This window comes from Klebsiella grimontii (genome assembly GCF_042137965.1).
GTDB classification, from domain to species: Bacteria; Pseudomonadota; Gammaproteobacteria; order Enterobacterales; family Enterobacteriaceae; genus Klebsiella; species Klebsiella grimontii.
Genome location: NZ_CP169721.1, coordinates 5,100,544 through 5,126,374, shown reverse-complemented (window position 1 = coordinate 5,126,374; position 25,831 = coordinate 5,100,544). Strand labels below are relative to the sequence as shown.

Here is a 25,831-nt window from a genome sequence, read left to right as displayed (position 1 = left end):
GACGTCTGTGGAACCGATAAGGCCGCCGGGTTTTAATTACCTATGCGGCCCTGGTTGACTCTGCTTTACCGTTTAAGAAAAACGCAGCGGGGAGGCGATTAAGCGCCGTAGAATGCCTGGGTATAGAGCCCTTTGACATCCTGAACGGACGGATAGTTAGGGTTAGTTAAGGTGCAGGGATCGTCGACGGCATGGCGGCTCATTCTGTCGAGAACATTCACAAAGGTCACTTCATTGATTTCAACTTCATCGCACTGGCTTAGCGTTTTCGGCACGCCCAGACGTTGATTCAGCGCGTTGATCGCATCACTCAGGTTATTGATGCCTAAATCCGCTTCCAGCTGGCGATATTTTTTGGTGAACTTCGCGTTATATCGAATGATATAAGGCAACATAATCGCGTTCGCCAGCCCGTGGGTAATACCAAACTCGCCGCCAATTTTATGCGCCATCGCGTGGACTAATCCCAGCGAAGCATTAGTGAAGGCGATTCCCGCCAGCGCAGAGGCGTTGTGCATATGCATGCGGGCGTTTATATCATCAGGCGAGCGCCAGGCGGTTTCCAGATACTTAAACACCAGCCGAATCGCTTCTACCGCATAGGGATCGGTAAACGAGTTGGCCGCGGTGGACACATAGGCTTCAATCGCGTGGGTCAGAACGTCCATACCGGTGTGAACGGTGACGTGCGGCGGCATTTTTGCCGGAATTGTGGGGTCGAGAATAGCAATATCCGGCACCAGATCGGCGGCAACAATCGGGTGCTTAATATGATTTGCCGTATCGGTGATCACCGAGAACGCGGTGATTTCAGAGGCGCTGCCGCTGGTGGAAGGAATCGCTACAAACCGGGCTTTATTGCGCAGCGCTGGCATGGAGCCGACCGGGAGAATATCTTCGAACTTCAGCTGCGGATGCTCGTAAAAACACCACATGACTTTGGCGGCATCAAGCGCAGAGCCGCCGCCAATCGCCACTATCCAGTCTGGTTCAAAGGCCTGCATCTCTTTTGCGCCGCGCCAGACGGTTTTAATGGATGGGTTGGGTTCGACATTATCGATAATAATGCATTCCATCCCCGCTTTATTAAGTTCACTAACGGCTTTATCCAGAAAGCCAAAACGCTTCATTGAACTTCCGCCGGTGACTAATGCGGCTTTTTTACCGCTCAGCGTGGAAAGGTGTTCTAAAGCGTTTTCGCCGTAAATAATACTACGAGGAATTGAGAAGGCCTGGGTCATAGGAAACTCCATTTAATATTAAGGATTTTTTTAGTGTGCATTCGTCATTTTCGATTCAGCGACACGTGCAGAGTAAAAAAATCGAATTAATGCTCCAGATATCGCCGGAGCAATATCTGGAGGGAGCTTTTTCTTTTATCCGCCATATTTCCAGGAGGGAGGCGATGGCGGCAACTCGAATTAACTGGAGAATAAGCGGCGATTAAATCGTACCGTCCCAGGAGTCGACTTTTTCGCGTTTCGCTTCCTCTTCATCAAACCAGCGCGAGGTCACGCATTTTGATTCGGTGTAGAAACGTACGCCGTCTTTGCCCAGGCAGTGCAGGTCGCCGAAGAAGGACTGCTTATGGCCAGAGAACGGGAATACGCCGACCGGCACCGGGATACCGACGTTGATACCGACCATACCGCCGTGGGTGCGTTTCTGGAATTCACGGGCGTAGTAGCCGCTTTGGGTGAAAATAACCGAGCCGTTGGCAAACGGGTTATTGTTCATTAATTGCAGACCTTCTTCGAAGGTTTTCACCCGCTTAAAGCACAGCACCGGTCCGAAAATTTCCTGCGTGCCGACGCTCATCTCTTCGGTTACGCGATCCAGTATGGTCGGCCCGACGTAGAAGCCGTTTTCCTGGCCCGGCACCTTAATATCGCGACCATCGAGCACCAGCTTCGCCCCTTCCTCAATGCCTTTATTAATCCAGCCGATCACCGACCGTTTATGGTCTTTAGAAATCACCGGACCCATATCGGTATCGCGCAGATAGCCGGGGCCGATTTTCAGCTGTTTGGCTTTTTCGACGACGGCGGCAATCAGCTTATCGGCGATCTCTTCCTGCACCACGACGACCGGCAGCGCCATGCAGCGTTCGCCCGCGCAGCCAAACGCGGCGTTGATAATCCCCGCTGCGGTGCGGTTAATCGGCGCATCGGCCAGCACCAGGGCATGGTTTTTCGCTTCGCACAGCGCCTGAACGCGTTTGCCATGAGCGGCGGCTTTGGAGTAAACGTGCAGGCCCACGGAGGTGGAGCCGACGAAGGAGACGCCGTTGACGTCCGGATGGGTTAGCAATATATCGGCTTCGTTACGTGAGCAGGTCACCACGTTGATAACCCCATCCGGCACCCCTGCTTCCTGATAGAGCTTGGTGATTTCCATACAGGTCATCGGCGTCATACTGGCCGCTTTTATCACCATGGTATTACCGGAAGCGACGCATAATGGCGCCATCCATCCCATCGGGATCATCGCCGGGAAGTTAAACGGCACAATACCGGCGAACACGCCAATTGGCTCACGGTAAAGGTTGGTGTCGATCCCGGCAGAGGCGTCCATCAGGTTTTCGCCGGCCATGAGAGTGGGAATCGAGCAGGCAAGCTCGGTGCCTTCTTTCGCTTTTAAAACATCGCCCTGGGCGTCGCCCCAGGCTTTACCGTTTTCTTTTGCCACCAGCTCGGTTAAACGGTCCTGATGCTGGATTAATAATTCGCGAACGCGGAACATAATTTGCGAGCGTTTAATGGCTGGCGTATCTGACCACGCCGGAAAGGCTTTGCGCGCCGCGGCAACGGCATCCAGCACTTCTTGCTCGGTGCAGCAGGGGGCCTGAGCCATCACTTCCCCGGTACTTGGGTTATAGACGTCCATATAGCGTTCGGTCTGCGATACGCGCCATTGACCATCAACGAAATATTTCAGCCTTGGTACAGTAGTCATATTTTTCTCCATGATGATAGCTGTCGACTCTCTAAAATCTGGCTCTGACCGGCGGCGAACGGCTTAGCGCCGGGTCAGCCACTTTCGTGAATAGTGAATCCCTGATGATTACCGGGCGATTCACCTGCGGCGGCGCGGAAGATTTGGTCGACTTTCTCCTGAAGAAAGCCTGCAGACGCCTGGTTTTAATTAACAGAACTGACTGGCCAAAATACGCGCTCGCACCGTTTCGTTTCTCACGACTTAATGAAATTAATTTTTCATTATAATGATGTATGAAATAACAAAACCGTTTTGAGAGATGGATCAAAGATAAGCAAACTGCTGATAAAGTCAGCGTTATAAAGGCGGGTTTTGTTATTTAAGTTAATGAGATTAATGCATTGAGATTTGTCTGGCAGCGTTAGAGTAAAGGTGGAATGACCAGCCAGGCAGGAATGGAACGGCTTTTTTGTGAAATAAAAGTTAAATATAAACGCCAAATGGAATTAAAATGAAAAATTACAACCGATTTAAAGCCATGACAACGGCGACGGGCTATCGACCATGTGATTTGTAAGAGGAGGTGGGTGGGTCGCCCGGATTGGGCACGGGCCGTAATCCGGGGGAGTCGTTCAGAATTAGCCTTCGCTTTCGGCCAGTTCTCGCAGATACTGGAAGATAAGACGCGCGGACTTCGGCGGCTTGTTGCCTTCTTTCTCTTTTTTGGCGTTGCGGATAAGCGAACGCAGCTGCTGACGATCGGCGTCAGGCCACAGGTTCAGCACTTCAGCCACGGCATCATCACCATTATCAATCAGACGATCGCGGATCTGCTCAAGCTTATGGAACAGCGCAACCTGCTGGTTGTGGCGGTTCTTCAGCTTGTCCAGCGCCTGACGAATCGGCTCGACGTCGCGGCTACGCAGCATTTTACCAATCAGCTGCATCTGGCGGCGGCGGCCTTCTTTCTTGATACGCTGGGCGAGTTCAATCGCGTCGCGCAGGTCGGTATCCAGCGGGATTTTATCGAGCGCGTTTTTACCCAGCTCGACCATTTCCGCGCCAAGACGCTTCAGTTCTTCGGCGTCGCGCTTTATTTCACTTTTACTGACCCAGATAATTTCATCGTCTTCATCTTCGACGTCATCACCAGGGACGTCGTCGAGCCAGTCTTCGGGCTGCTTTGTCATCTCAGGCTCCTTAAAAAAGAGACTAATGTTACCAGTTAAGGCGCGCACTGAAAAACGGTTCTCTGTTAGACTTCAGTTAACTCCTTCTTACATTATGGCATTAGCGATGAAAGTCATCTCTCAAGTTGCACAACAGCGTAAGACGCTGGAAGAGGCCGTGACCACGGCGCTGGAACTGGCGGCAGGCAAATCCGACGGCGCGGAAGTCTCCGTCAGCAAAACTACCGGTATCGGCGTTAGTACCCGCTACGGCGAAGTGGAGAACGTAGAATTCAATAGCGATGGCGCCCTGGGCATCACCGTTTATCACCAAAACCGTAAAGGCAGCGCATCTTCGACCGATCTTAGCCCGCAGGCTATCGCCCGCACGGTGCAGGCGGCGCTGGATATTGCCCGCTACACCTCGCCGGACCCGTGCGCGGGCGTGGCGGATAAAGAGCTGCTGGCCTTTGAGGCCCCGGATCTTGACCTGTTCCATCCGGCGGAAGTGTCGCCGGACGAAGCCATTGAGCTGGCCTCCCGCGCTGAACAGGCGGCGCTGAAAGCCGATAAGCGCATCAGCAATACTGAAGGCGGCAGCTTTAACAGCCACTACGGCATTAAAGTCTTCGGCAACAGCCACGGTATGCTGCAGAGCTACTGTTCGACCCGCCATTCGCTCTCCAGCTGCGTGATTGCCGAAGAGAATGGCGATATGGAGCGCGATTACGCTTACACCATCGGGCGGGCGATAGACGATCTGCAATCGCCGGAGTGGGTTGGCGAGGAGTGCGCCCGCCGTACCCTGTCGCGCCTGGCCCCGCGTAAGCTATCGACGATGAAAGCGCCGGTGATTTTCGCCAACGAAGTCGCTACCGGTCTGTTCGGGCATCTGGTCGGAGCGATCGCCGGCGGGTCGGTTTATCGTAAATCCACCTTCCTGCTTGATGCGCTGGGTAGCCAGATCCTGCCGGAGTGGCTGACCATTGAAGAGCATCCGCACCTGCTGAAAGGACTGGCTTCCACCCCGTTTGATAGCGAAGGCGTCCGTACGGAACGCCGCGATATCATTAAAGACGGCGTGCTGACCCAATGGCTGCTGACCAATTACTCGGCGCGCAAGCTGGGGCTGAAGAGCACCGGCCACGCGGGCGGTATTCACAACTGGCGGATCAACGGCCGCGGCCTCAGTTTTGCAAAGTTGCTTAAAGAGATGGGAACCGGTCTTGTCGTAACGGAACTGATGGGGCAGGGTGTAAGCGGCGTCACCGGCGACTACTCACGCGGCGCATCCGGCTTCTGGGTAGAGAATGGCGAAATTCAGTATCCGGTCAGTGAGATAACCATTGCAGGAAATCTGAAAGATATGTGGCGTAATATCGTGACCATCGGCGACGATATCGAAACGCGCAGCAACATTCAGTGCGGTTCCGTGCTGCTGCCGGAGATGAAAATCGCCGGGCAATAAAACCTGTGTGCTAAATAATAAAAAAGGAAGTGAGCAATGCGTAAAAAACTGTTAGCGATGCTGGCCGTATCGGCTTTTGCGCTCGGTTCGGCATCGGCCTTCGCCGATCTGGGCGAAGACATGGATACCCTTGCCGAGAACCTGCAAGTGGTGCAGAAAACCTCCGACGCCGGCGAGCTGAAAGCGGCGCTGAATAAGATGCGTACGGCGGCGGTGGATGCCCAGAAAGAGACGCCGCCGAAGCTGGAAGGTAAAGCGGCGGACAGCGCGGAAATGAAAGATTATCGTCACGGTTTTGATGTGCTGATCGGCCAGATCGACGGCGCGCTGAAGCTGGCCGATGAAGGTAAAGTTAAAGAGGCCCAGGCCGCCGCGGAAGAGTTTAAAACCACCCGCAACGCCTATCACAAGAAGTATCGTTAATCGTTTTTAGATTTTAGGTATTTCTGCCGGGCGGCGGCTGACGCCTCGCCCGGCATGGCAAACTGAAAAATACTCCCAAACCCCAAACCCCAAACCCCAAACCCCAAACCGTTCCGCAGGCCCTTGCAGGTGGGTAAGCTGACGTAAAAAACTACCTTCATCACATTTTTCTCTTTTCTACTCAGCGGGTTCCGTTTCAGCATCGCTGGCGTTTTTGTGATATTCATCACGCGAATTTTGTTAAGTGAACACATTCTTTGTGGTTATGTGAAATGAATCACACCTGCCGCCGTTCTTTCCACTTCGAAGTGGAAAACAACTCGCTACAAACTCTTTCTCCCCGGCATTAGTGTTATCTCCAGAGACATCAACGGGGTAATTCAAGTGAATAACGGAGCGGTAACACACGTCCCAGAGGAGCAGGCCACGCTAACCGAGCAGCTGGCCGATAAGATGCTGCAGCAGGTTTTCGCGCTATTAAGCCGCCGCAACATCGTCCCCAACGACGTGCAGGAGCAAATGCTGACCTCCCACGTTCGGGCGATGGCCCATCGCTCAATCAGCGGCGAGCCGCTGCCGGAAGTGGATGCCAGCCTGTTCGAAGAGATCTCGGAAGATTCAATGATGCTGGCCCGCGAAGTGGTCGCACAGTTCGGCAATCTGCCAGATGAAGAAGCCTGGCTGCTGTCTGTCCACTTCGAAGTCGCGAAAGATAACCTGTAAGGAGCACTCAAATGGAACAAATCACCGTTGTTATTGGCGATCGCCTGGGTAAAGGACAAAAAGTTGCCGCAGGTGCGGAAAAAGCCGGCGCTCGCGCCGTTGTCGTCCCGGGCGTTGCCGCGGATATGAAGCTGGGCGACATGATGAAAGCCGAAAACGCCACCTTCGGTATCTCTTTCTGCGGCAGCGGCGGCGCAGGGGCGATCACCGCGCAGAATAAGCACGGCTACAAAGCAAAATATGGCATGCGTTCCGTTGATGAAGGCGTCACCGCGATCAACGAAGGCTACAACGTTCTGGGCTTCGGCTTTATGGATAAAGAAGAGCTGGGCGAACGCCTGGTTGAGGCCTGGAAGAAGAAGTACGGCGCGTGAGCATGAAAGAGCAATTCACCACCACGGTGAGCGTTACCGGCAAAGGCGAGAGCAAAGCGCGCGCTTTCGCCGATGCGCTGAACCATGTTCAGGCGGCGGTGATGAAAACGTCGCCGCACATTCTACTGCGTATTGAACCACAGGATGTGGAGGTTGTTCATGCGCGTGAAGCGGTACGGAAAGAGGCGTTTTTATTCTTCTTTCTGCGCCGCGAGCGACGGAGCTACAGCGTGGAGCTGAAGGTCACCGTCACCGTGACCGCCATTAATCTCGATAAAGTGGATTTCGTCACGCAAACCTGATTTTCACCAAAGGGTCAGACTATGTTCCTGATAATTTTAATAAAATCGCTCATCATCGGCGGCCTGGTCGGCGTCGGCGTTGGCGCCGGAGCGGCACGCATGTTTCATGCGCCCACCACGCAGGGGATGGGGGCGTTTCGTACATTGGGCGAGCTGAATTCATGTGAAGGCGATCCGGCTTCCCACTTTTCTTTTGGCCTGGGCTTCTTCTTCAACGCCTGGGCCTCTTCCGTCGCGGCAGGCTCCTTCACGCAGGACGTTGACCACCGCATCATCCCCAACTGGGGGGCGGCGGCCCTGATGATCAAAAACCGCAACGTCGGCGAGACGCTGCACGATCCGAAAAAGATGGCCATCGCCTGCGGCATTATCGGCATGATCGTGGTCGCTTTCCTTAACCTGACCGCCTCTTCAGTACCGGAAGCGCTGCAGGTGACGGCGGTCAAAGTCCTGGTTCCGGCGGCAAACCTGCTGGTGAACACGGTGATGCCGGTTATCTTCTGGCTGGCGGCGATTGATGCCGGTAAAAAATCGGGCTTCTGGGCGACGATTTTCGGCGGCGCGGCGCAGCTGATTATGGGTAACGCCGTACCGGGCCTGGTGCTGGGCATCCTGATTGGTAAAGGCGTAGAAGAGAGCGGCTGGCACCGCGTCACTAAAGTGATGATGGTGGCCATCGTCGCGCTGTTCGTCCTGAGCGGCTTCTTCCGCGGTTTCGACATGAAGATGATTGAATCCTTCCATCTGACCGTGCCGAACTGGCTGGAACTGATCCACAACTCGCTCAGCGGTAAATAACAGGAGCCTCTCATGGAACAAAATAAAGGTTTTTGGTATGCCGACTGGTCGTTCCCGATCTTTGTTGGCCTGCTCTCCTCCGGCGTCTTTGCCGGGACGCATATGTACTACCTCTACGGCATCGGCGCGTTTAACGAAGTCGCTTTCGTGGCGATGCTGAAAGCGGGAATCGATACCGGGGCCTACGGCGCGGTGGCGGCGTTCGGCGCCAGCTTCCTGTTCGCGCGTATTATCGAAGGCTCGCTGGTGGGGATTCTGGATATCGGCGGAGCGATTCAGACCGGCGTCGGCCTGGGCGTTCCGGCGCTGCTGCTCGGCGCGGGCTTTGTTTTCCCGGTCGCCAACTTTGCCGCCTCTCTGGCCACCGGCCTGGTGCTTGGCCTCGCCATTGGCTACATCATCATCCTGGCGCGTAAATTCACCATCAACCAGAGCGACTCCACCTACGGTGCGGACGTCATGATGGGGGCCGGTAACGCCTCCGGCCGCTTCCTCGGGCCGTTGATTATTCTCAGCGCCATGGCCGCTTCTATTCCTATCGGCATCGGTTCTCTGGCGGGCGCGCTGCTGTTCTACATCTGGCAGAAGCCGATCACCGGCGGCGCGATCCTTGGCGCGATGCTCCTTGGGTCAATTTTCCCGGTGGCGATTAGTTAAGTCCTGCGGGCGCATCGGCGCCCGCGTTAACAGGAGAGAGATATGTTTGATTTACTCCTGCGCCGTGCGCGCCTCGTCGACGATACCCTGACCGATATCGCCATCCGGGACGGTAAAATCGCGGCGCTTGGCGAGATTAGCGCCCCTGCGCGCAAAACTATTGCGCTGGACGGCAGCTGTTACGTCAGCGCGGGCTGGATTGACTCCCACGTTCACTGCTATCCGAGCTCGCCGATATACCATGATGAGCCGGACAGCGTGGGGATTGCTACCGGCGTGACCACCGTGATTGACGCGGGCAGCACCGGCGCGGACGACGTGGATGATTTCTACCAGCTGACCCGCGAAGCCGCGACCGAGGTTTATGCCCTGCTTAACATCTCCCGCGTCGGACTGATTGCCCAGAATGAACTGGCCAATATGGCGAATATCGACGCGGAGGCGGTGAAGCAGGCGGTCAACCGCTATCCGAACTTTATCGTCGGCCTGAAGGCGCGGATGAGCAGCAGCGTGGTGGGCGAAAACGGCATTACGCCACTGGCGCGCGCGAAGGCGATGCAGCAGGAAAACGGCGGCCTGCCGCTGATGGTGCATATCGGCAATAATCCGCCCGACCTGGATGAAATCGCCGATCTGCTGACCTCAGGCGACATCATTACCCACTGCTACAACGGTAAACCCAATCGTATTCTGACGCCGTCCGGCGAGCTGAAAAGTGCGATTTCCCGCGCGCTACAGCGCGGCGTGCGCCTTGATATCGGCCACGGTACCGCCAGCTTCAGCTTTGAGGTGGCGCGTCGGGCGATTGCTATGGGCATTCTGCCGCACACCATCAGCTCCGATATCTACTGCCGCAACCGTATCGACGGCCCGGTGCGCTCGCTGGCGCTGGTGATGTCGAAATTCCTCGCCATCGGGATGTCGCTGCCGCAGGTCATCGACTGCGTGACCGCCAACGCCGCAGACGGCCTGCGTCTGACTCATAAAGGGCGGCTGGAGGTGGGCTACGACGCCGATCTCACGCTGTTTACCCTCGCGCAGACGCCGACGGTGCTGGTGGATGCGGAAAAAGAGAGCCTTCAGACCGACACGATTCTGCAGCCGCTTGCCGCCGTTCGCGCGGGCAGGGGCTATCTGACCGAACAAGGGAGCGCGGAAAATGCCTTCGATTTTTGAGAAATATGATTTAAAACAGGTTATTAATACCTCCGGTCGTATGACCATTCTCGGCGTCTCCACGCCGCGGCCGGAAGTGGTCGAAGCCGCGATGGCGGGCATGAACCAGTACTTCGAGATGAAAGATCTGGTCAATAAAACCGGCGCGTATATTGCGAAGCTGCTGGACGTGGAAGGGGCGACCGTCGTCTCCTGCGCCTCGGCGGGCATCGCCCAGTCGGTGGCGGCGGTGCTGGTAAAAGACAGCGACTGGCTGCTGGAAAACCTGCACGTGACGCCGATCGAAAACAACGAAATCGTGCTGCCTAAGGGCCATAACGTCAACTTCGGCGCGCCGGTGGGCACCATGGTGGCGCTGGGCGGCGGCAGGCTGGTGGAAGCGGGTTACGCCAATGAATGTTCCGCCGGGCAGCTGGCGGCGGCGATTACCCCGCGCACCGCGGCCATTCTGTATATCAAATCCCACCACTGCGTGCAGAAAAGCATGCTCAACGTGGCGCAGGCGGCCGCGGTGGCGCAGCGCCATAATCTGCCGCTGATTGTCGACGCGGCGGCGGAGGAAGACCTCCAGGCCTACTATCGCGCCGGCGCGGATCTGGTGATTTATAGCGGCGCGAAGGCGATCGAAGGGCCGACCAGCGGGCTGGTGATCGGCAAAACCCAATACGTTGAGTGGGTCAAACGCCAGTCGAACGGCATTGGCCGGGCGATGAAGGTGGGCAAAGAGGGGATTCTCGGCCTGACCTGCGCCATCGAACACTACCTGACGGCGAGCAAAGAGAGCGGTGAGCAGATGGTGGCGAAGATGACGCCGTTTATTCAGCAGCTTAATACGCTTAATGGCGTGACGGCGCGCGTGGTCTGGGACAGCGCCGGTCGCGATATCGCGCGGGCGGAGATTAAGTTTGATGAAGCGGTGACCGGCGTCAATACCGGTGATTTGGTCAACGCGCTGAAGCAGGGCGAATACGCCATCTACTTCCGCGGCTATAAGGCCAATGAAGGCATTATTGAAGCCGATGTCCGCAGCGTGAACGCGCAGCAGCTGGAGATTGTCTCCCGTCGGATTGCAGAGGTTCTGAACAAGGAGAAAAACGCATGAAACTGACCCCTAATTTTTACCGTGACCGCGTCTGCCTGAACGTGCTGGCGGGCAGTAAAGATAACGCCAGCGAGATTTATGAGGCGGCGGAAGGTCATGTACTGGTGGGCGTGCTCTCCAAAAATTACCCGGACGTCGCCAGCGCGGTGGCCGATATGCGGGAATATGCGCTGCGGATTGATAACGCGCTCTCCGTGGGGCTGGGAGCCGGCGACCCGAACCAGTCGGCGATGGTCAGCGAAATCTCGCGCCAGGTGCAGCCGCAGCACGTTAATCAGGTATTTACCGGCGTGGCGACCAGCCGCGCGCTGCTGGGGCAGGATGAAACCGTGGTCAACGGCCTGGTGTCGCCAACCGGTACGCCGGGGATGGTGAAGATCTCCACCGGCCCGCTCAGCAGCGGCGCGCCGGACGGCATCGTACCGCTGGAAACCGCGATTGCGTTGCTGAAAGATATGGGCGGCAGCTCGATTAAATACTTCCCGATGGGCGGGTTAAAACATCGCGACGAGTTTATCGCGGTTGCCGAGGCCTGCGCCCGTTATGATTTCTGGCTGGAGCCGACCGGCGGGATCGATCTGGAAAACTACGGCGAGATCCTGCAGATCGCGCTGGACGCCGGCGTGAGTAAAATTATCCCGCATATCTACAGTTCGATTATTGATAAAGCCAGCGGTAACACCCGCCCGGCGGACGTGCGTCAGCTGCTTTCGATAACCAAACAGTTAGTCAAATAGCGCCGTTGCCCCTTACCCCGGCCCTCTCCCAAAGGGTGAGGGAGAATACCGAACTGTACCCTCGCCCCTTTGGGGAAAGGGTTAGGGTGAGGGGAAACCCTTAGCGAACCATCAAGGAGCCACCATGCCAACCGCTCGTCACCTGCTTGTTGCTTCACTCTCTCTACTCGCCGCCGGCGCCGCTGCGCAAACCCACTACGCCTGGGTCGGCACCTACAACCCCAATGGCGAAGGACTGTACCGCTTTACCGTTGATAGCCAGACCGGGGCGCTGCGCGATAAAGCGCTGGTTGCTAAGCTGCCTAATCTTGCCCAGCTCGCCGTCTCGGCGGATGGCAAAACCCTGTACGCCGCCAGCGAAGTGGACAAGGGCGTGGTTCAGGCGTGGCGCATCGGCAGCAACGGCGAATTGAGCGAGCTCAATCAGGTCGCTTCCGGCGGCGCCGGGCCGGTTTATCTCTCCCTGACCCCCGATGGCCGCCATCTGCTGGTGGCAAACTACGTCAGTGGCAGTATCGCGGTGCTCCCGGTGAAGGAAGAGGGTAACCTGGGCGAAGCGGTGGATATACATCAGGATCAAGGGCCTGCGGGTGCGGAACGCCCGGCGGCGGCCGTCGAAGGCAGTTTTGCCATTAGCGATCATAACGGCCCCCACGCCCATATGGTCGCCGCCGATCCCAGCGGTAGGTTCGTTTACTCCACCGATCTGGGGCTGGACCGGATCTATCAGTACCGGCTGGATAACGCCAGCGGCAAGCTGACGCCGAACGATCCGCCGTTTATTGACGCCTCATCTCCCGGCGCCGGGCCGCGCCACTTTGTGTTTACGCCGCAGGGCGACGGACTATGGCTGATTAACGAAGAGGCATCGACGCTTACTTTCTATCATCTTGATAAGCAAAGCGGCCTGCTGCGCGAGGGGAAAACGGTCTCGGCGCTGCCTGAAGAGTATAAGGGTACCAGCTTTGCCGCCGGCCTGGTCCTGAGCCGCGATGGCAAGCAGCTGTACGTCGCCAACCGGCTGCATAATAGTATCGCCCACTTTACGGTGCTGGCCGACGGCAGCCTGAGTCACCAGGAAGATATCTGGACCCGCGGTGACTACCCGCGCACGCTGACCCTGGACAGTCAGGGGCAGTGGCTGTACGTCATGAACCAGCGTAGCGACAATATTACCCGTTTCCGCGTCGCGCCGAAGGATGGCAGGTTGACGTTCTCCCCGGACTACACTCCGGTCGGCGGCCCGTCACAGATGGTGATATCCGCTCAACCCTGAGCCGTAAGAAAAAGGAACTGACATGCGATTTCCCAATCAACGTTTAGCGCAGCTGTTTACTCTGTTGCAAAACGAAACGCTGCCGCAGGAGGAGCTGGCGCAGCGGCTGTCGGTTTCTACACGCACGGTGCGCGCGGACATTACCGCGCTGAACGCGCTGCTGCAGCACTACGGCGCGCAGTTCACCCTCACTCGCGGCAGCGGTTATCAGCTGGTGATCCACGATCCGTCGCGCTATCAGACGCTGGAAGAGAGCGCGCCGAAAGCGCAGCACATCCCGCGAACCGCGGCGGATCGCAGCCACTTTTTGCTGGTGCGCTTTTTAACCTCCGCGTTTTCTATCAAGCTGGAGGACCTGGCCGATGTGTGGTTCGTCAGCCGCGCCACCTTACAGGGCGACATGGTTGACGTACGCGAACGTTTTCAGCGTTATCAGCTTACCCTCGAGACCCGTCCGCGCCACGGCATGAAGCTGTTCGGGAGCGAGGTCTCCATTCGCGCTTGCCTGACCGATCTGCTGTGGGAGCTGAGCCAGCAGGGGCCGCTGAACCCGCTTATCGGCGAAGAGGCGTTTGACGCCAGCGTACCGGCGCTGCTGGCAGGCGTGCTGCAGGAGACGTTGACCCGCCATCACGTGCGCCTGACTGACGCGGGAGAACGCTTTGTCTGCCTGTACGGCGCGGTTGCCGTGCGCCGCGTGAGCGAAGGGTATCCGCTGGCCGACTTTAGCGCCGAGGATGTGGCGCAGAACGTGCGCGACGCCGCCCGCGAGCTGGCGAGCACCCTGCAACAGCTGGCGGGTAAACCGCTTGCCGCGGCGGAAGAGGAGTGGCTGTGCGTCCATCTTGCCGCCCGTCAGGTGCAGGACGTCGATCCGGGCACCATCAGCGCCGACGACGACGAAGCGCTGGTGAACTACATCCTGCGCTATATCAATCAGCAATATAACTACAATCTGCTGGACGACGCCCAGCTGCATGCGGATTTACTGACCCATATTAAGACCATGATCACCCGCGTGCGCTACCAGATAATGATCCCCAATCCGCTGCTCGATAACATCAAGCAGCACTATCCGATGGCGTGGGACATGACCCTGGCGGCGGTATCCAGCTGGGGAAAATATACCCCCTACGCCATCAGCGAAAATGAGATCGGCTTTCTGGTGCTGCATATCGGCGTCGGGCTGGAGCGCCATTACAATATCGGCTACCAGCGTCAGCCGCAGGTGCTGCTGGTGTGCGATACCAGCAACGCGATGGTGCGGATGATTGAAGCTATTCTTCAGCGAAAGTATCCGCAGCTGGAAATTGCCGCCACCCTCTCGCAGCGCGAATATGAACAGCGGCAAGAAGTCGCGGAAGATTTTGTCATCTCCACCGTGCGCATCAGCGAGAAAGATAAACCGGTGGTGACCATTGCGCCGTTTCCTACCGACTATCAGCTCGACCAAATCGGCAAGCTGGTGCTGGTGGACCGCACGCGTCCGTGGATGCTGAATAAGTATTTTGATGAGGCCCACTTTCAGGTAATTGATGCTCCGATGGATCGGCAGACGCTGTTTGCCACGCTGTGCCAGCAGCTGCAGCGGGAGGGGTTTGTCGGCGCGGAGTTTCATGATTCGGTGGTGGAGCGTGAGGCTATCGTCAGCACCATGCTCGGCGACGGCATCGCGCTGCCTCACGCCCTTGGGCTGCTGGCGAAAAAGACCGTGGTTTATACCGTGATTGTGCCGCACGGCATTGCCTGGGGCGATGAAACCGCGCATATCATCTTCCTGCTTGCCATCAGCAAAAGCGAGTATGAAGAAGCGATGGCGATCTACGATATTTTCGTTACCTTCCTGCGCGAACGCGCTATGGCCCGCCTGGCCGTCACCCGCAGCTTTGATGAGTTTAAAGCGGTGGCGATGGAGTGCGTCAGCCGATTTTGATTTGGCCCTTCGCCGCGTTTTCCGTATCTGTCACCGTTCACAACATCACGCCACGACCGTCGTCATCTGCCCAGGAAAACGAATCTGAATCACGCCGCCCCATATGCACATCAACTGTGACTGGGCGGTGAGGGCGGGTATATTCCCCACCAGCACCGTGGGTGAGCCTGGCATCCACGGCGCGGGCGTTGTCGGAATACAGGGCATCGGCGTCAGCACACCGAGCGCCGCGGCGGTAGCGGCGGCCACCATCGGGTTGGCGATACTGTTGCACATCCCGAACGGCAAAATATTCACAAACGGTTTGTTATCCATAATATTCGCCATCGGCATGTTGCTGACGAGGGTGCGGCTGGTGGGCAGTACGTTCAGCATCGACGGCGCAACGCCAAATGAGCACTGCAATAATGCGCCGGTACAAACTCCGGGACAACTCATGGTAATACCCCCAGTTGCCGCCACAGTCGGCGGATGATGACTCGCGGAATAAACTGATGCGCTTTTATAACATTCAGCGCCCGTTTATTAGTTTGAACAGATACTACATAACCAAAGTAATAAATAAAGTAGATGCGTTTTTTGATGCATATCACTATTCATAATTTAACCTGTTAAAGAGTTGATATCAGCGAGCGGTTTTCATCGATGTATATTTTGTTGGTTGTTTTACATCTAATTGATTTTGGTTAATTAATTGTTTTAATTTGATTTTTATCAATTATCATTCGGTGATTGGCAGTAAAGAATTTGATTGATATTTATTTGTGGTTGTGTTTTTTATATTGCTTATAGTTATCCTGAAAAAATACTATTTGAATAGTGGGGCGACAGGATTAGCACTACGAATATTCTCGTAACAGGAATGGGCGAATATAGGAGAAGACGCTTAGCATAAAAGTCATTGTATTAGTTCAATGTGCGTAAAAATAATAGGAATGTGAAAAAAAGCGGTGCGATTCGGCTGATGGCGGAACTGCCGCTACCGGTTGCCGGCTGATTGATAAGGAGCAAAAGATGGATGCGATTTTTTTAAAGCTCGACGATATCGAAGGTGAAAGTCAGGCCAAAGGATTTGAAAAACAGCTTGAGATCATGAGCTACAGCCATAACGTGGCGATGCAGATCGCTAATGACGTCAGTAACACTGAACGTACCTCAGGGCGGGCGCATGTCGGTGAAATGTCGTTGACCAAGTTTGTCGATCTCGCGACGCCAAAGCTCAATGAGTACTGCTGTAGCGGGAAACCGATTACAGAAGCCGTTCTGACGTTGTGCCGTAATGATAACGGAAAAATGCTGCCATTTATCGTATATACCATGATGAACGTCGTTATCTCACATCTGAGCGTTAGCGGCGGTTCCGGCGGCAAACCGGTCGAAACGATGTCGCTGAACTTTACCAAAATTAAATGGGAAATCACCGCTCAGAAATCGGATGGTCAGAAAGAAGGCAACGTCTCTTCCGTTTGGGATGTGGCGATGAATAAGAAAGGTAGCTGAGGGTGGAAGCTTCGCACCGCCTGTCTTTGCGGCAAATTATACCGTTATAAAATCAAGCTACGTAGCGCCGGGTATCAGGTCGAGGATCAGGAGGCTGGTGTTCCTGCGATTGCCGTAGGTAGGTGCGATGGTGATGATGTTTATCATCAGGCTGACCGGCGTTAGCGCTGCTGCTGAAAAGGAATTTCCCATGCCCGAAACCACCATCATCAAACTCACCCTGACCGGCCTTACCGCCGCGACCGCACGCACCGACTCCCAGCTTAACGGCCTGACCACCGCCACTGTCGCAGGAACCACCTCCGTGCCGTTAATCCTTGATACCGTGCTGGCGACCCATCTAACAACAACGATCAACAATGCCGACTATGACGGGCTGATTGCCGAGGCGCGCCAGCTTCCGGCGACCAGCAACGCCGATCGCTATCAGTTTGTGCTGCGCCCCTGGCTGTGGTGGCTGACGCTCTCCAGCAACAACCGCGTTTTTCAGAATCTCAACGCGCAAGAAATTGTCGAGAAGGTGTTTAAGGACGGCGGATTTACCGACTACAAGTTCCAGCTGAAACGCAAACCGGCGAAGCGTGAATACTGTCTGCAATATAAGGAAAGCGACTTCAATTTTGTCTCGCGGCTGCTGGAGCAGGAGGGGATCTTCTGGTTCTTCACCCATAAAGAAGGCAAGCATACGCTGGTGCTGACGGATGATAACAGCGCCTGCCCGCCTATTCCCGGCGAGAAAAAAGTCAAGTATCAGGCGGCTCAGAACGGCGGGCGGGAAACCGGAATGATTCGTTCGGCGCAGCTGCGTTTACAGGCTACCGCGCAGGGGGCTCACCCCGGCAATGATAAATCTGAGCAGCCGAAACAGCTGATCGGCGAAAGCGACTGCCCAGCGCTGATGGCAGGGCACTGGTTTACCCTCGCCGATCATGACGACAAAGCAACCAATATCGACTGGCTCATCACCACCGTCAGCCATGAATATGACGGCGAACGCTACCGTAACCGTTTTACCGCTATCCCGAAAGCCACCCCGTATCACCCACCGTGCGCCACGCCGAAGCCGTTTATGCCTACGCAAACCGCAACGGTGGTCGGCAAAAATGGAGAAGAAATCTGGACTGACAAGCTCGGACGGGTAAAAGTGCAGTTTCCGTGGGAGCGGGAAGGCAAAAACGATGAGATCGGCTCCTGCTGGCTGCGGGTCGCCACCGCCTGGAGCGGTAACGGCTTCGGCGCGCAGTTTATCCCGCGCATTGGTCAGGAAGTGGTCGTGAGCTTTATCGACGGCGACCCGGATAAGCCGCTCATTACCGGCTGTGTGTACAACGGCGCGAATGCCCTGCCGTATGCGCTACCGGCGAATCAAACTCAGTCGGGCATTAAAACCCACAGCGAACAAGGCTTTAACGAACTGCGCTTCGACGACAAAAAAGATGCCGAGCTGCTGGCGATGCAGGCGCAGAAGGATTTTCAGGTCACCGTGCTGAACGACAGTACAACCATCGTTGGCCATGATGAGATCCTGAGTGTGAAAAATAAACGCAGCGTAACGGTGAAGGGCGATCAGGAACACGCTATCGACGGTAATGAGACGCATAAGGTAAAAGGCAACTACACGCTCAATGTTGACGGTAATCTGACGATTAAGGTCAGCGGCACGCTCACCCTCGAGAGCGGCAAAACCCTGGACATAAAGAGTGGGGCGGGTCTTAACGCCAGCGCGTCAGGCAGCATGAAGCTGGATGCCGCCAGCATCGCCAGTGAAGCCAAATCCTCACTGTCCCAGAAAGCCGTAACCATCAGCCAGGAAGCAAGAGCGACGCTTACCAGCAAAGCCAGTGCCACCCAGACCGTTGACGGCGGCGGGATGCTGGTGATTAAAGGTGGCCTGGTGAAAATTAACTGATGAACGCCATGCTGGTATTAACGCAAATGGTGCACAACCTGGTTGCTGCTGCCGCGCCAGATTAGCGCCGGGTCTTTGAGATCCTGCACAAATTTGCCATCAACCAGCACGTTGATGAGATCCACCACCTGCATCTGCGCGTCGTTAAGTTCGGAAAGCGTGTAGCCGGTCCATACCCAGATGTCTTTACCGGGGCACTCGGCGCGAACGCGCTGAACCAGTTTAAGGATCTCCGGGACGTTCTGCGGATGCAGCGGGTCGCCGCCGGAGAGGGTGATCCCCTGGCGCTTAACGCGCGTGTCGTTGAGGTCGGCAATGATGCGGTCGGCCATCTCGGCGGTGAACGGCATGCCGGAATTTAGCCGCCAGGTGCTTTTGTTGTAGCAGCCGGGGCATTCGTGAACGCAGCCGGAGACAAATAGGGTGCAGCGGGTGCCCGGACCGTTAACGATATCTACCGGGTAGTACTGATGGTAATTCATTGTTTCCTCTTCTCATTTGACGCTGTAGCGGCGTTGGCTGCGCTCGTGCGCCCAGGTCACTTACTACAGTAAGCTCCCCGGGACTTGCTCGCTTGCCGCCTTGCTACAACGCCAACTGATTTGAGGAAACCCATATAGTGGCGGTAGCCCTGGATAAAAAGCGCGTTGCGCCGCGATCCGGGAACGGCTCCTGAGGGGCCAAACGGCTACTGGTCGGTACCCTCTCCTCGTTGGGGAGAGGGCTAAATCGCGCGGAATTAACCGATCTGCCCGTTACCCAAATGCTTCACGCGGCGCTTCACTTCTTCCTGCTTGCCGGCGTTGAACGGACGCGCGTCCGGGCTCCCGAGGTAGCCGCACACGCGGCGGGTTACCGATACGCGAGAAGCATCGTGGTTGCCGCATTTCGGGCAGGTGAACCCTTTGCTGGTGCACTCGAACTCGCCGGTAAAGCCGCACTCGTAGCATTCGTCGATTGGCGTATTGGTCCCGTAATAGGGTACGTGCTGATAGCTGTAATCCCAGACGTCTTCCAGCGCTCTCAGGTTGTGCTGAATATTCGGGTACTCGCCGTAGCAAATAAAGCCCCCGTTAGCCAGCGGCGGATAAGGCGCTTCAAAATCGATTTTATCGTACGGGTTCACCTTCTTCTCCACGTCGAGGTGGAAGCTGTTGGTGTAATACCCTTTATCGGTCACGCCTTCAATGACGCCGAACTCAGCGGTATCCAGACGGCAGAAGCGGTCGCAGAGGTTTTCGCTCGGCGTGCTGTACAGGCTAAAGCCGTAGCCCGTCTCGTCTTTCCACTGGTCTACCGCTTCGCGCAGGCGCTGAACGATGGCGACGCCTTTCTCACGCAGCGCAGCGCTATCGTACATATGCTTGTTGCCGAACAGCGCGTTGATGGTTTCATGGATGCCGATATAGCCCAGCGAAATCGACGCGCGGCCGTTTTTGAAAATCTCCGAAACGTCGTCGTCCGCTTTCAGACGCACGCCGCAGGCCCCTTCCATATACAGAATCGGCGCCACGCGAGCCTTTACCCCTTCCAGGCGGGCGATGCGGGTCATCAGCGCTTTACGCGCCAGCTGCAGGCGTTCGTCGAGCAGTTTCCAGAACTCGGTTTCGTCGCCTTTCGCTTCCAGCGCGATGCGCGGCAGGTTGAGGCTGATAACGCCGAGGTTATTGCGGCCATCGTGCACCTGTTCGCCGTCCTCGTTTTCCCACACGCCGAGGAAGCTGCGGCAGCCCATCGGGGTTTTGAACGAGCCGGTCACCTTCACGACCTGATCGTAGTTGAGGATGTCCGGGTACATACGCTTGCTCGCGCACTCCAGCGCCAGCTGTTTAATGTCGTAGTTCGCATCGCCGAACTTGTGATTCAGGCCGTCGCGAATGGCGAAGACCAGCTTCGGGAACACCGCCGTTTTGCGGTTTTTACCGAGGCCCGCGATGCGGTTGCGCAGAATGGACTGCTGAATCAGGCGCGATTCCCAGCTGGTGCCAAGGCCAAAACCGAAAGTCACGAACGGCGTCTGACCGTTGGCGGTATGCAGGGTGTTCACTTCATATTCCAGCGACTGGAAGGCGTCGTAGCACTCTTTCTCGGTGCGGGAACGGGCGTAGCCTTCAGCGTCAGGGATGTGCCACTCTTCGGCAATTTTACGGTGCTTATTGAAGCTTTCGGTAACAAACGGCGCCAGTACTTCATCGATGCGGTTGATGGTCGTACCGCCATAAATATGGCTGGCGACCTGAGCGATAATCTGCGCCGTCACCGCGGTAGCGGTAGAGATAGACTTCGGCGGTTCAATCTCGGCGTTGCCCATTTTAAATCCCTGGGTCAGCATGCCTTTAAGATCGATCAGCATACAGTTGAACATCGGGAAGAACGGGGAGTAGTCGAGATCGTGATAGTGGATCACGCCGCGCTCGTGGGCCATCACCACGTCATGCGGCAGCAGGTGCTGGCGCGCGTAGTGCTTGGCGACGATGCCTGCCAGCAGATCGCGCTGGGTAGGGATGACTTTGCTGTCTTTGTTGGCGTTCTCGTTGAGTAACGCCGAGTTGGTCTGCTCAACCAGGCCGCGAATTTCCTGGTTCAGACGACCGCGCTTTTCACGTTGGCTATCGCGGTCGTGGCGATATTCAATGTAGGCGCGCGCCAGCTGCTTGTACGGCCCGGACATCAGCTGGTTCTCAACGGCGGTCTGGATCTCGCTGATATCCACCTGGGCGCGGCCCTGCATTTGCTGGCTAACGACTTCTGCGACGGTGGCGCAATAGTCTGCGTCATCGACTCCCGCTGCTTTAGCTGCACGTAGAATTGCTTCATTAATGCGCTCTGACTTGAACGGCACTTTACAGCCATCGCGTTTCATCACATGCGGTGTCATGATCACTCCATAATTTTTACAGAACAGGTTATCCACAGAGGCGGAAGGACAATCGAAGCCACGAGGCGCTATAGCTGCCGCCGTTTCCCTCCGATCCCGGCCCTTTTTATCCACATCCCATCACCGCCTGAGTACGATGGGCGTGGTGACATAATAGACTATTAATACAATATGTGGGGCCGGGACGCATTTTAAGTTCTATATGTAGTGCTTTGCATCAAAGATGTTTGCAATTTTATTGATGCAGAACAAAGTAAAAAGAGGAGAGCAGGAATGATGGGCGCTTGCGCTTAATGTAAATTTATCCGCTTATAAAATAAGCAAAAATGGGGCCTGAACGCAGGAAATTCAGGCCCGAAAGGGATAACGTCAGGCGAGCAGCGCGTCGTTAAGCAGGTCGACCAGCAGTAGCAGGGCGTAACGCGCGGCCTGCGCATTCTCAGGCAGGGGCAATAGCGCGGAGGCCATATTGCTCAACGCGTGGTTGGCCGGGGTGAGGGCGAAAATCGTCGCTTCCTGTACCCGGGCCAGCAGGGTGGCGCCCTGCAAAATCGCGTCGGCCTCGCCGGTTGCCAGCACCAGCAGGAGATGATCGTCGCTGAGGGTACTGGCTATCATCCGCATCAGGGCGCTGTCCTGGCAGAGATTCATCACGATACCGATGGAGAGCAGCTGGTGCTGAAGCAGCGTCGCCAGCGCGATATCCTGCGCGCCGAGGGCAAAACAGTGCACGGCGCGGGCATTTTGCAGGCGCGTGCGCAGCTTTTGCAGCGTCGACTCGGGCGTGCTGACCAGCTGCTGCTCCAGATTTGCGCTAATCAGGCTTAACTTGTCGCGCCACGCGGCGGGCAGCGCGGCGCTCTCCTCGTTTAGCCAACTGGTGCGACGTTCGCAGGCCTGCGCCAGCTGCTTGCGCAAATCACGAATATCTTCGCAGCCGACGGAGCGGGCAAAGCGGGTAATTGTGGCTGCGCTCACGCCAGCGCGCACCGCCAGTTCATCAATCGAAGCGCTGGCGGTAAAGCTTAAATTCTGCAGAATAAATGCCGCGACTCTTGATTCCTGAGCGCTAAAGCGCGCCATGCCTTCCTGTAACTGCCCTACGATATCCATGCTTTCAGCCTCTTTCTCCGCCACCGCCTGATTGAAAATATTTTTCAAATAATGCTGGCTTTTTATACCACTTAATCAGGCGTAACGCCTGAGATTATTGCCGGTTTCGCTTATATGGCGGGGTGAAGAGGTGAAAAATAACGCTCCGATCACGTACGTGAAAAAAATTTTCATATAGCCTTCACCCATACCGGCACCTCGTCTTATAGTCGATGGTGTCTATTTAGCGCTCGCTCAAGCAAAACCCATTGGGAGGAATTATGCCACGTATCGTCCTGTGCTGCGCCGCCGGAATGTCCACCAGCATGCTGGTTAACAAAATGACAGCCGAGGCGCAGCAGCGCGCGCTGGCGCTGGAGATTTATGCCGTGCCCGTTGCCGAGTTTGAACGCGAGTTGCCGAATGCCGACGTGATTTTACTGGGGCCGCAGGTGAAGTACGAAGCGGCCCGACTGACCGAGCTTGCTGCCCCGCACGGGAAAGCTGTTGCGGTAATCGATATGGCGGATTACGGCATGATGCGCGGGGCCGCCGTTCTTGATAAAGCGCTCGCTCTGCTGAACCACTAACGCTTTCCCATCAACGCGTTCATTTCGCAAAGCCGCTGCGGCCTTGCGCGGGGATCTGTACGCCAAAAATGAGGCCACTATGCAAACATTGAAAATTGCCGTCATCGGCGGCGGCAGCAGCTATACGCCGGAACTTATCGAAGGCATTATCCTTCGCCATCAGCAGATTCCGGTCACGGAGCTGGCGCTGGTCGATGTCGAAGCCGGGCGCGAGAAAGTGGCGATTATCGCCGCGCTGGCCCAGCGTATGCTCAAGCGCCATGGCCTCGAACAGGTTAAGGTCAGCGTCCATTTCAGCCTGGATGAGGCCATTCGCGGCGCTAAATTCGTCCTGACCCAGCTGCGGGTCGGGCAGCTGGCGGCGCGGGCGGCGGATGAGCGGCTGGGGCTGAAATATAACCTGCTGGGCCAGGAAACCACCGGCGTCGGCGGATTCGCCAAAGCGCTGCGCACCATTCCGGTGATGTTGCAGGTCGCGCGCAAAGTGGAGGCGCTGGCACCCGACGCCTTTATCCTCAACTTTACCAATCCGGCGGGGATCGTGACGGAGGCGGTGAGCCGCTACAGTAGCGCCAAAATCATCGGCCTGTGCAACGTGCCGATCAACATGCAGCATACGATCGCCGGCATGCTGGAGGCAAAAGCAGAGGAGGTCAGGCTGAGCTTCGCCGGGCTGAATCATATGGTCTGGGTACACAAAGTGATGCAGGGGCGGGAGGATGTCACCCGTAAGGTTCTCGACATGCTGTGCGACGGTCAATCGCTGTCGATGAACAATATTAAATCGTTGCCGTGGCCGGCGGAGTTTCTGCGGGCCCTGAAGGCGATTCCCTGTCCCTATCACCGCTATTTCTGGCTGACGCCGGCCATGCTGGCGGAAGAGATTGAGGCGGCGAAAACCAAAGGCACCCGCGCGGAGCAGGTGATGAAGGTGGAACAGGAGCTGTTTGATATCTATGCCCGACCTGAGCTGGATGAAAAGCCCGAACAGCTTAGCTTGCGCGGCGGGGCCTACTACTCCGAAGTGGCGGTGGAGCTGATTAACGCCATCTACAACAATCTTGGCAAAGAGATGGTGGTGAATACCCGCAACAACGGCGCGATCCACGGTTTTGATGATGATGCGGTGGTGGAAATTAACAGCCTTATTGACGCGCAGGGCGCGCGACCGCTGGCCTTTGGCGCGCTGCCGCCGATCATGAACGGCCTGACGCAGCAGGTGAAAGCCTTCGAGCGCTTAACGATTGAGGCCGCGGTCCACGGCTGCCGGGATAGCGCGCTGCTGGCGCTGGTCAGTAACCCGCTGGTCGGGAATGTGACCGATGCCCGGGCGCTGCTTGATGAGGTGTTAACCATCAACCGCCCCTGGCTAACGCAGTTTAACTAAACTTTTCCGCCTTCGGGGATACCATTATGTCTCGTACTTCATTTATTGAACGCTATGTCATGCCCGCCGCGCTGAAAATCGGCGGCCAGAAGCATGTCCTGTCGGTACGCGACGGCATTATTCTCAATATGCCGTTTATGCTGATTGGTTCGTTTTTCTTGATATTCGCCTACCTGCCGATTCCCGGCTACGGTGAGATGATGGCCAGCGTATTTGGCGATGCCTGGCGCGACAAAATGCTGTACCCGGTCAAAGCGACCTATGACATCATGGCGCTGCTCTCGGCCTTCGGCATTGCCTACCGGCTGGCGGAAAAATATCGCACCCTGGACCCGCTTAGCGCCGGGGCGATGTCGCTGGTGGCGTTTGTGATGACGATCCCGCAGGTGACGCTCTTTACGCCGGCAGATGGTTCAGCGGCGCAACTTGTCAAAGGCGTGCTGCCGGTGGGGATGATTGGCAGCCAGGGACTGTTTGTGGCGATTGTGATTTCGCTGCTTTCCACGGAGATCTACCGCCTGGTGGCCAGCCGTAATCTGGTGATCCGCATGCCGGACGGCGTACCGCCGGCGGTGGCGAAATCCTTTCTTGCCCTGATCCCCGGCTTCTGCGTGCTGGCCGTGGTACTGGCGCTGCGCCTGATCGTCGAAGCCTCGCCGTTCGGCGATATCAATAGCATGATCACCACGCTGATTGGTATTCCGATGTCGCACGTCGGCGGTTCGCTGCCGGGGATGATTATCTCGGTGATCCTGATTGGCATTCTGTGGACCCTGGGGCTGCACGGCGACACTATCGTGCTGGTGTTTATTCGCCCGGTCTGGCTGTCGAATATGTCGGAGAACCTGGAAGCGTTTCAGAACGGACTGCCGATCCCGCATATCATCACCCAGCAGTTTTATGACCTGTGGATTGCGCCCGGCGGTACCGGGGCGCTGCTGGGGCTGGTGATTTTTATGCTGCTGCGCAGCCGTAGCCAGCAGATGAAACAGCTGGGGAAAATTGCCGCGCCGGGGGCGCTGTTCAATATCAGCGAGCCGATGGTATTCGGCATTCCGCTGGTGATGAACCCGTACTTCTTCCTGCCGTTTATTTTGACGCCGGTCCTGTTGGTGATTGTCTCGTATACCTCGATGGCCACCGGGCTGGTGATGAAGCCGGCGGGGATTGCGCTGCCGTTTACCACGCCGATTTTTATGAGCGGCTATCTGGCGACGGGGGGACATATTTCCGGCGCGGTGCTGCAGGTGGTGAACCTGGCGATCTCGCTGGTGATCTATTATCCGTTTTTCCGGGTATGGGATCGCCTGAAGGCAAAAGAAGAGCAGGCGTCAGCGCAGCCGGAAGCCAGCCCGACGCTGTCTGCGGCGGAGCGTATTTAAAGCGTATTCCCGGAGGCG

26 protein-coding genes are annotated in these 25,831 nt (G+C 56.5%); 17 read left to right on the top strand and 9 right to left on the bottom strand.

The features are described 5' to 3' along the window. Nucleotides 1-98: 98 nt before the first annotated feature. From ACE3MN_RS23995 to yjgA, 3 genes are all read right to left on the bottom strand, one after another. The gene (locus ACE3MN_RS23995; protein ID WP_102649951.1) at nucleotides 99-1,241 is read right to left on the bottom strand and encodes an iron-containing alcohol dehydrogenase; all 1,143 of its coding nucleotides are present in this window, start codon (nucleotides 1,239-1,241) and stop codon (nucleotides 99-101) included. Nucleotides 1,242-1,443: 202 nt separating this feature from the next. Continuing rightward, on the bottom strand, nucleotides 1,444-2,955 hold the full coding sequence (locus ACE3MN_RS23990; protein ID WP_004871025.1) for a CoA-acylating methylmalonate-semialdehyde dehydrogenase: 1,512 nt from the start codon (nucleotides 2,953-2,955) through the stop codon (nucleotides 1,444-1,446). Between the two features lie 620 nt (nucleotides 2,956-3,575). Beyond that, nucleotides 3,576-4,127 carry a ribosome biogenesis factor YjgA gene (yjgA, locus tag ACE3MN_RS23985; RefSeq protein ID WP_004098062.1) on the bottom strand — a complete coding sequence of 184 codons (552 nt, stop codon included), beginning with the start codon at nucleotides 4,125-4,127 and terminating at the stop codon, nucleotides 3,576-3,578. A gap of 94 nt (nucleotides 4,128-4,221) precedes the next feature. On the opposite strand from yjgA, the gene pmbA reads away from it, so the two are divergent. Both pmbA and cybC read left to right on the top strand, forming a co-directional pair. Beyond that, complete coding sequence (gene pmbA / locus ACE3MN_RS23980) at nucleotides 4,222-5,574, top strand: metalloprotease PmbA (RefSeq protein WP_004128199.1); 1,353 nt, start codon at nucleotides 4,222-4,224, stop codon at nucleotides 5,572-5,574. 36 nt (nucleotides 5,575-5,610) lie between these two features. Continuing rightward, nucleotides 5,611-5,997 carry a cytochrome b562 gene (cybC, locus tag ACE3MN_RS23975; RefSeq protein ID WP_004128201.1) on the top strand — a complete coding sequence of 129 codons (387 nt, stop codon included), beginning with the start codon at nucleotides 5,611-5,613 and terminating at the stop codon, nucleotides 5,995-5,997. Here the strand turns inward: cybC and ACE3MN_RS23970 are convergent. Then, a complete protein-coding gene (locus tag ACE3MN_RS23970) occupies nucleotides 5,994-6,224 on the bottom strand; it encodes a hypothetical protein (RefSeq protein WP_133116561.1) in 231 nt (76 codons plus the stop codon). The genes cybC and ACE3MN_RS23970 overlap by 4 nt on opposite strands. 157 nt (nucleotides 6,225-6,381) lie before the next feature. Here ACE3MN_RS23970 and ACE3MN_RS23965 point away from each other — a divergent pair, with 157 nt between their 5' ends. From ACE3MN_RS23965 to ACE3MN_RS23920, 10 genes are all read left to right on the top strand, one after another. Continuing rightward, nucleotides 6,382-6,720: a PRD domain-containing protein gene (locus ACE3MN_RS23965; protein WP_004098070.1), complete on the top strand. Its 339-nt coding sequence runs from the start codon at nucleotides 6,382-6,384 to the stop codon at nucleotides 6,718-6,720. Nucleotides 6,721-6,731: 11 nt separating this feature from the next. Beyond that, nucleotides 6,732-7,094 carry an SFCGS family glycine-rich protein gene (locus ACE3MN_RS23960; protein WP_004098072.1) on the top strand — a complete coding sequence of 121 codons (363 nt, stop codon included), beginning with the start codon at nucleotides 6,732-6,734 and terminating at the stop codon, nucleotides 7,092-7,094. 2 nt (nucleotides 7,095-7,096) lie between these two features. Beyond that, a complete protein-coding gene (locus ACE3MN_RS23955; RefSeq protein ID WP_024360524.1) occupies nucleotides 7,097-7,396 on the top strand; it encodes a DUF4312 family protein in 300 nt (99 codons plus the stop codon). Between the two features lie 21 nt (nucleotides 7,397-7,417). Next, a complete protein-coding gene (locus ACE3MN_RS23950; protein WP_004098075.1) occupies nucleotides 7,418-8,194 on the top strand; it encodes a DUF4311 domain-containing protein in 777 nt (258 codons plus the stop codon). Nucleotides 8,195-8,206: 12 nt separating this feature from the next. Next, entirely contained in the window at nucleotides 8,207-8,851 is a 645-nt protein-coding gene (locus ACE3MN_RS23945) for a DUF4310 family protein (RefSeq protein ID WP_004128208.1), read from the top strand. A gap of 42 nt (nucleotides 8,852-8,893) precedes the next feature. Further along, nucleotides 8,894-10,027: an amidohydrolase/deacetylase family metallohydrolase gene (locus tag ACE3MN_RS23940; RefSeq protein WP_102649950.1), complete on the top strand. Its 1,134-nt coding sequence runs from the start codon at nucleotides 8,894-8,896 to the stop codon at nucleotides 10,025-10,027. After that, complete coding sequence (locus ACE3MN_RS23935; RefSeq protein ID WP_024360521.1) at nucleotides 10,011-11,129, top strand: DgaE family pyridoxal phosphate-dependent ammonia lyase; 1,119 nt, start codon at nucleotides 10,011-10,013, stop codon at nucleotides 11,127-11,129. The genes ACE3MN_RS23940 and ACE3MN_RS23935 overlap by 17 nt, the downstream gene beginning before the upstream one ends. After that, complete coding sequence (dagF, locus tag ACE3MN_RS23930; protein WP_049113511.1) at nucleotides 11,126-11,866, top strand: 2-dehydro-3-deoxy-phosphogluconate aldolase; 741 nt, start codon at nucleotides 11,126-11,128, stop codon at nucleotides 11,864-11,866. The genes ACE3MN_RS23935 and dagF overlap by 4 nt, the downstream gene beginning before the upstream one ends. Nucleotides 11,867-11,990: 124 nt before the next feature. Then, a complete protein-coding gene (locus ACE3MN_RS23925) occupies nucleotides 11,991-13,142 on the top strand; it encodes a lactonase family protein (protein ID WP_102649949.1) in 1,152 nt (383 codons plus the stop codon). A gap of 22 nt (nucleotides 13,143-13,164) precedes the next feature. Beyond that, nucleotides 13,165-15,075 carry a BglG family transcription antiterminator gene (locus ACE3MN_RS23920; RefSeq protein ID WP_375364201.1) on the top strand — a complete coding sequence of 637 codons (1,911 nt, stop codon included), beginning with the start codon at nucleotides 13,165-13,167 and terminating at the stop codon, nucleotides 15,073-15,075. Nucleotides 15,076-15,120: 45 nt separating this feature from the next. Here the strand turns inward: ACE3MN_RS23920 and ACE3MN_RS23915 are convergent, their stop codons facing one another. Next, entirely contained in the window at nucleotides 15,121-15,513 is a 393-nt protein-coding gene (locus tag ACE3MN_RS23915; protein ID WP_148855166.1) for a DUF4280 domain-containing protein, read from the bottom strand. Nucleotides 15,514-16,089: 576 nt separating this feature from the next. On the opposite strand from ACE3MN_RS23915, the gene ACE3MN_RS23910 reads away from it, so the two are divergent. Next, on the top strand, nucleotides 16,090-16,575 hold the full coding sequence (locus tag ACE3MN_RS23910; RefSeq protein ID WP_004137212.1) for an Hcp family type VI secretion system effector: 486 nt from the start codon (nucleotides 16,090-16,092) through the stop codon (nucleotides 16,573-16,575). 57 nt (nucleotides 16,576-16,632) lie between these two features. Here the strand turns inward: ACE3MN_RS23910 and ACE3MN_RS23905 are convergent, their stop codons facing one another. After that, nucleotides 16,633-16,767, bottom strand: coding sequence for a hypothetical protein (locus ACE3MN_RS23905; protein WP_255256995.1), 135 nt, complete (start codon nucleotides 16,765-16,767; stop codon nucleotides 16,633-16,635). Here ACE3MN_RS23905 and ACE3MN_RS23900 point away from each other — a divergent pair. Further along, nucleotides 16,766-18,484 (top strand): type VI secretion system Vgr family protein, encoded by a 1,719-nt coding sequence (locus ACE3MN_RS23900; RefSeq protein ID WP_098140259.1) that lies wholly within the window; start codon nucleotides 16,766-16,768, stop codon nucleotides 18,482-18,484. The genes ACE3MN_RS23905 and ACE3MN_RS23900 overlap by 2 nt on opposite strands. 17 nt (nucleotides 18,485-18,501) lie before the next feature. Here the strand turns inward: ACE3MN_RS23900 and nrdG are convergent, their stop codons facing one another. The 3 genes from nrdG to ACE3MN_RS23885 all read right to left on the bottom strand — a co-directional run bounded on the left by nrdG (nucleotide 18,502) and on the right by ACE3MN_RS23885 (nucleotide 22,475). Beyond that, the gene (gene nrdG / locus ACE3MN_RS23895; RefSeq protein WP_049131684.1) at nucleotides 18,502-18,966 is read right to left on the bottom strand and encodes an anaerobic ribonucleoside-triphosphate reductase-activating protein; all 465 of its coding nucleotides are present in this window, start codon (nucleotides 18,964-18,966) and stop codon (nucleotides 18,502-18,504) included. Between the two features lie 257 nt (nucleotides 18,967-19,223). Beyond that, entirely contained in the window at nucleotides 19,224-21,362 is a 2,139-nt protein-coding gene (gene nrdD, locus ACE3MN_RS23890) for an anaerobic ribonucleoside-triphosphate reductase (protein ID WP_004128226.1), read from the bottom strand. 369 nt (nucleotides 21,363-21,731) lie between these two features. Next, nucleotides 21,732-22,475 carry a MurR/RpiR family transcriptional regulator gene (locus ACE3MN_RS23885; protein WP_024360515.1) on the bottom strand — a complete coding sequence of 248 codons (744 nt, stop codon included), beginning with the start codon at nucleotides 22,473-22,475 and terminating at the stop codon, nucleotides 21,732-21,734. A gap of 305 nt (nucleotides 22,476-22,780) precedes the next feature. On the opposite strand from ACE3MN_RS23885, the gene ACE3MN_RS23880 reads away from it, so the two are divergent. The 3 genes from ACE3MN_RS23880 (at nucleotide 22,781) to celB (ending at nucleotide 25,813) form a co-directional block, all read left to right on the top strand. Then, nucleotides 22,781-23,044, top strand: coding sequence for a PTS sugar transporter subunit IIB (locus ACE3MN_RS23880; protein WP_024360514.1), 264 nt, complete (start codon nucleotides 22,781-22,783; stop codon nucleotides 23,042-23,044). 79 nt (nucleotides 23,045-23,123) lie between these two features. Continuing rightward, nucleotides 23,124-24,431 carry a 6-phospho-beta-glucosidase gene (locus tag ACE3MN_RS23875; protein ID WP_024360513.1) on the top strand — a complete coding sequence of 436 codons (1,308 nt, stop codon included), beginning with the start codon at nucleotides 23,124-23,126 and terminating at the stop codon, nucleotides 24,429-24,431. A gap of 26 nt (nucleotides 24,432-24,457) precedes the next feature. Then, nucleotides 24,458-25,813, top strand: coding sequence for a PTS cellobiose transporter subunit IIC (gene celB, locus ACE3MN_RS23870; protein WP_155552640.1), 1,356 nt, complete (start codon nucleotides 24,458-24,460; stop codon nucleotides 25,811-25,813). Nucleotides 25,814-25,831 lie beyond the last annotated feature (18 nt).

Excerpts from the sequence above, each read along its gene's own strand:
- ACE3MN_RS23995 (WP_102649951.1), bottom strand. The coding sequence starts at position 1,241 with ATGACCCAGGCCTTCTCAATTCCTCGTAGTATTATTTACGGCGAAAAC.
- ACE3MN_RS23990 (WP_004871025.1), bottom strand. The coding sequence starts at position 2,955 with ATGACTACTGTACCAAGGCTGAAATATTTCGTTGATGGTCAATGGCGC.
- yjgA (WP_004098062.1), bottom strand. The coding sequence starts at position 4,127 with ATGACAAAGCAGCCCGAAGACTGGCTCGACGACGTCCCTGGTGATGAC.
- pmbA (WP_004128199.1), top strand. The coding sequence starts at position 4,222 with ATGGCATTAGCGATGAAAGTCATCTCTCAAGTTGCACAACAGCGTAAG.
- cybC (WP_004128201.1), top strand. The coding sequence starts at position 5,611 with ATGCGTAAAAAACTGTTAGCGATGCTGGCCGTATCGGCTTTTGCGCTC.
- ACE3MN_RS23970 (WP_133116561.1), bottom strand. The coding sequence starts at position 6,224 with ATGAATATCACAAAAACGCCAGCGATGCTGAAACGGAACCCGCTGAGT.
- ACE3MN_RS23960 (WP_004098072.1), top strand. The coding sequence starts at position 6,732 with ATGGAACAAATCACCGTTGTTATTGGCGATCGCCTGGGTAAAGGACAA.
- ACE3MN_RS23955 (WP_024360524.1), top strand. The coding sequence starts at position 7,097 with ATGAAAGAGCAATTCACCACCACGGTGAGCGTTACCGGCAAAGGCGAG.
- ACE3MN_RS23950 (WP_004098075.1), top strand. The coding sequence starts at position 7,418 with ATGTTCCTGATAATTTTAATAAAATCGCTCATCATCGGCGGCCTGGTC.
- ACE3MN_RS23945 (WP_004128208.1), top strand. The coding sequence starts at position 8,207 with ATGGAACAAAATAAAGGTTTTTGGTATGCCGACTGGTCGTTCCCGATC.
- ACE3MN_RS23940 (WP_102649950.1), top strand. The coding sequence starts at position 8,894 with ATGTTTGATTTACTCCTGCGCCGTGCGCGCCTCGTCGACGATACCCTG.
- ACE3MN_RS23935 (WP_024360521.1), top strand. The coding sequence starts at position 10,011 with ATGCCTTCGATTTTTGAGAAATATGATTTAAAACAGGTTATTAATACC.
- dagF (WP_049113511.1), top strand. The coding sequence starts at position 11,126 with ATGAAACTGACCCCTAATTTTTACCGTGACCGCGTCTGCCTGAACGTG.
- ACE3MN_RS23925 (WP_102649949.1), top strand. The coding sequence starts at position 11,991 with ATGCCAACCGCTCGTCACCTGCTTGTTGCTTCACTCTCTCTACTCGCC.
- ACE3MN_RS23920 (WP_375364201.1), top strand. The coding sequence starts at position 13,165 with ATGCGATTTCCCAATCAACGTTTAGCGCAGCTGTTTACTCTGTTGCAA.
- ACE3MN_RS23915 (WP_148855166.1), bottom strand. The coding sequence starts at position 15,513 with ATGAGTTGTCCCGGAGTTTGTACCGGCGCATTATTGCAGTGCTCATTT.
- ACE3MN_RS23910 (WP_004137212.1), top strand. The coding sequence starts at position 16,090 with ATGGATGCGATTTTTTTAAAGCTCGACGATATCGAAGGTGAAAGTCAG.
- ACE3MN_RS23900 (WP_098140259.1), top strand. The coding sequence starts at position 16,766 with ATGCCCGAAACCACCATCATCAAACTCACCCTGACCGGCCTTACCGCC.
- ACE3MN_RS23905 (WP_255256995.1), bottom strand. The coding sequence starts at position 16,767 with ATGGGAAATTCCTTTTCAGCAGCAGCGCTAACGCCGGTCAGCCTGATG.
- nrdG (WP_049131684.1), bottom strand. The coding sequence starts at position 18,966 with ATGAATTACCATCAGTACTACCCGGTAGATATCGTTAACGGTCCGGGC.
- nrdD (WP_004128226.1), bottom strand. The coding sequence starts at position 21,362 with ATGACACCGCATGTGATGAAACGCGATGGCTGTAAAGTGCCGTTCAAG.
- ACE3MN_RS23885 (WP_024360515.1), bottom strand. The coding sequence starts at position 22,475 with ATGGATATCGTAGGGCAGTTACAGGAAGGCATGGCGCGCTTTAGCGCT.
- ACE3MN_RS23880 (WP_024360514.1), top strand. The coding sequence starts at position 22,781 with ATGCTGGTTAACAAAATGACAGCCGAGGCGCAGCAGCGCGCGCTGGCG.
- ACE3MN_RS23875 (WP_024360513.1), top strand. The coding sequence starts at position 23,124 with ATGCAAACATTGAAAATTGCCGTCATCGGCGGCGGCAGCAGCTATACG.
- celB (WP_155552640.1), top strand. The coding sequence starts at position 24,458 with ATGTCTCGTACTTCATTTATTGAACGCTATGTCATGCCCGCCGCGCTG.